Raw genomic sequence first — 3,034 nt, forward strand, 5'->3', positions numbered from 1 at the left:
ATGTTTTTAAAAAACACCCAAACCGCCTAGGATATGGGTTATGTTGTTATTTTCACTTTAAAACAAGTGGGAATCTCGAGTGATTATGACGGAAACAAACTTCATCAGCACAGCCGCAACAGGAACGAACATAAACGGCATGAACGGCTGTGAAGATTACTCCCGATGGTGGAGGATCTACCGTAAGGTGGAACATCCGAACTCGCGCCTGATATGCCTTCCGCATGCAGGCGGCAGTGCCTCTTTTTACCGCAACTGGGCTCAGGATCTTCCGACAAACATTGAGCTTGCCGCCATTCAGTATCCAGGGCACGAAGACAGGCTTAACGAACCGCTTGTCAATGACATGAATGAACTGGTGAACGGTATCTGTGATTCCGCATGCCGTGGCGGACTTCTTAACAGGCCTTACATGATTTTCGGGCACAGCATGGGCGGTTACGTGGCCTATGAACTCTGCAGGGAAATCAGAAAGAGAGGCCTTAAGGAGCCCTACCACGTATTCATATCATCAAGCGAGGCTCCGGGACTCAAGGATGACAGCAACTGGCATGAAAGTTCGGATACGGAGCTGCTGACGGAGGTAAGAAGAGTTTACGGTGATGACAACATCTGCCGTGACGCGGAAATCGCCGGTATGTTTCTGCCGGTGATCCGTAATGATTACGAGCTTATCGAAAAATGGAATCCTGAAAAAAATCAGGAACCGTTCCGAATAGATCTTTCATCCTTCTACGCCGATGCGGACACCGAAATGGACAGAATGAAGGCCGAGGGTTGGCAGAATGTTACCAGCAGAAAATTTGAAACCAGAAAATTCAACGGCAATCATTTCTATCTCATTCAGCACAGAAAGGAAATCATCAGATCGGTGGTCGATGCCGCAAGGCGTCAGAACACCAAGAGGCTGATGTTGCCGTAACGGTTAAGGGAATCCGTCTTCTGACGGATTCCCTTCTTTATCGTCTTAAAGCGGATTCGTCATGTTTTTAACGGTTAAACTTTCAGGACAATTCATAAAAAAAAACTAACACATCAGATGTTCTGCTTTCACAAACATGAGCATTCTCAACTGCCATTTCCCAAAGCCGTTTAAAATCAGAAAAACCGTTTATCGTCAATTATCGGATTTGTATAAATTACTTGTCACGAATTTTACGTTAATATGAATAACGGAAAGTAAATTCTTATGATGCCTATGGAGAACCTAATGCCAGACGGGACTCTCGAATACTATGCCCGAAATTTTAAAGAGTTCGGTGAATCCACATTCAATGTGGATTTCAGTTCAACTCAGGAGAGATTTCTGAGTCATCTTCCTCCGAAAGCAGCCATTCTGGACTTTGGCTGCGGTTCGGGAAGAGATACTTCATATTTTCTGCAAAAAGGATTCAGTGTTACCGCTACTGACGGAAGTCCTGAAATGTGCCGCCTTGCCTCGGCGAATACCGGTCATGAGGTAAAACATCTTCTTTTTCAGGAATTGGACGCGGAAAGTGCCTTTGACGGCATCTGGGCCTGTGCCTCAGTTCTTCATCTGCCGAAAACCGAACTTAAAGATGTCTTTTTACGGATGGAAAAAGCATTAAAGGGCAATGGAATTCTGTATGTGTCATTTAAATACGGTTCTTTTGAAGGTCTCAGGAACGGTCGGTTCTTTACTGATTTTACCGAAGATGAATTTAAGGATTTTCTGTCCCAAAATTCGGGGATGAAAATTATTGATTACTGGATAACAGCTGACGTCCGTCCGGAGAGAAAAGAGGAAAAATGGCTCAATCTGCTTATACAGAAAATCAGTCGGTAAATTTGAGTTAAAATGTCCGGATTTGTTACAATGATAAGTAACAGAGCTTTATTGCCTGATGTACGAAGAAGAGAGTATTTCTATGTCCGGCTGGGATTTGCAAAACGGTTCCATAACCAATTATTGTCCGAGTGAGGATTATATATGGTCTTTATTTAACCATGTATTTTCCTCTTCAAGTGCCAAGGCCAATACGTATAAGTTCGGCCTTGTTAAATCGATACTGGACAATGTTTTCAACGGTAGTGTTGACGGTGAAGGAGTGTTCTTTACATACACTCAGATTTTTGCCCGTTTTGCCGAGAACTACTGGAATCTGGTTGTTAGATATAATCTAAGACAGATGAAGCCAAACAAGAAATCCCCGTTTTCTAAAGTTGAAATCATCCTGAAAGAAGCCGCCGGTAACGATCCATTGTCTCCTCATCTAGAGTTTTCATCACTTGATGCTGCGAAGCAGGCTCAAATCATCAGGAAGGTTACGAGTGAGTGCAAGAGATATGTAATAGGAGCACTGTATTCCGATTTTGACGGAGTTATATATTCCTTCGATCTGAAGAAAGACGGTCTGACATTAAGCACTAAAGTCTATGAATTTATGCTTAGGTATAAATCTGAACTTGAGAAACTGAATTATTATGCCTGGGCACAATTTTTGGAAAAAGTAAATGATGACAGTGTTGTCGTTCATTTGCTGGATAAGCTTGATATAGCCACTCCAAGACGAAATAATCTGTCTGTCTACCGTGAAATCCTACGAAGAGAATTTGAAGAGAATACCTGTTTTTACTGTGGCAGAAAACTTGGCAATAAGGTTCATGTTGATCATTTTATCCCCTGGTCTTTTGTTAAGGACGATAAACTGTGGAATTTCGTTCTGGCCTGTCCAACCTGTAACATTAAGAAAAATGATCGCCTTCCGGGTTCCGGATTTCTGGAAAGAATTCAGGAAAGGAACAGAACCATCAAACTGTCAGGTGATAGGATTGTCCGGAATGATTTCATCTGCTATACAGATGACCTGCTCGAAAAGATGTGGCATTATGCAAAGTTGAGCGGATTGAAAGAGATTACCGATAAATCATTTTCAATATCATCAAAATTCTGATTTGTCCCAACTGCCGTGATTATCCTAAAAATTAGATAACCATTACTCAATCTAGATTTTTTTTTAATATATTTGATTTTTTAGCTGATATTTCTTTGATTTATCAGCATTTTTTATTG

General features: G+C 41.6%; 3 protein-coding genes. All 3 read left to right on the forward strand.

Annotation, left to right across the window (positions count from 1 at the left end):
- Positions 1-85: 85 nt before the first annotated feature.
- The gene (locus tag QZU58_RS10095; RefSeq protein WP_294496487.1) at positions 86-922 is read left to right on the forward strand and encodes a thioesterase domain-containing protein; all 837 of its coding nucleotides are present in this window, start codon (positions 86-88) and stop codon (positions 920-922) included.
- Positions 923-1,210: 288 nt separating this feature from the next.
- Positions 1,211-1,807 carry a class I SAM-dependent methyltransferase gene (locus QZU58_RS10100; RefSeq protein WP_294496489.1) on the forward strand — a complete coding sequence of 199 codons (597 nt, stop codon included), beginning with the start codon at positions 1,211-1,213 and terminating at the stop codon, positions 1,805-1,807.
- Between the two features lie 58 nt (positions 1,808-1,865).
- Positions 1,866-2,915, forward strand: a complete 1,050-nt coding sequence (locus QZU58_RS10105; RefSeq protein WP_294496491.1) for an HNH endonuclease domain-containing protein — start codon at positions 1,866-1,868, stop codon at positions 2,913-2,915.
- The last annotated feature ends 119 nt before the right edge of the window (positions 2,916-3,034 follow it).

Source organism: uncultured Ruminobacter sp. (assembly GCA_902764345.1).
GTDB lineage: Bacteria > Pseudomonadota > Gammaproteobacteria > Enterobacterales > Succinivibrionaceae > Ruminobacter.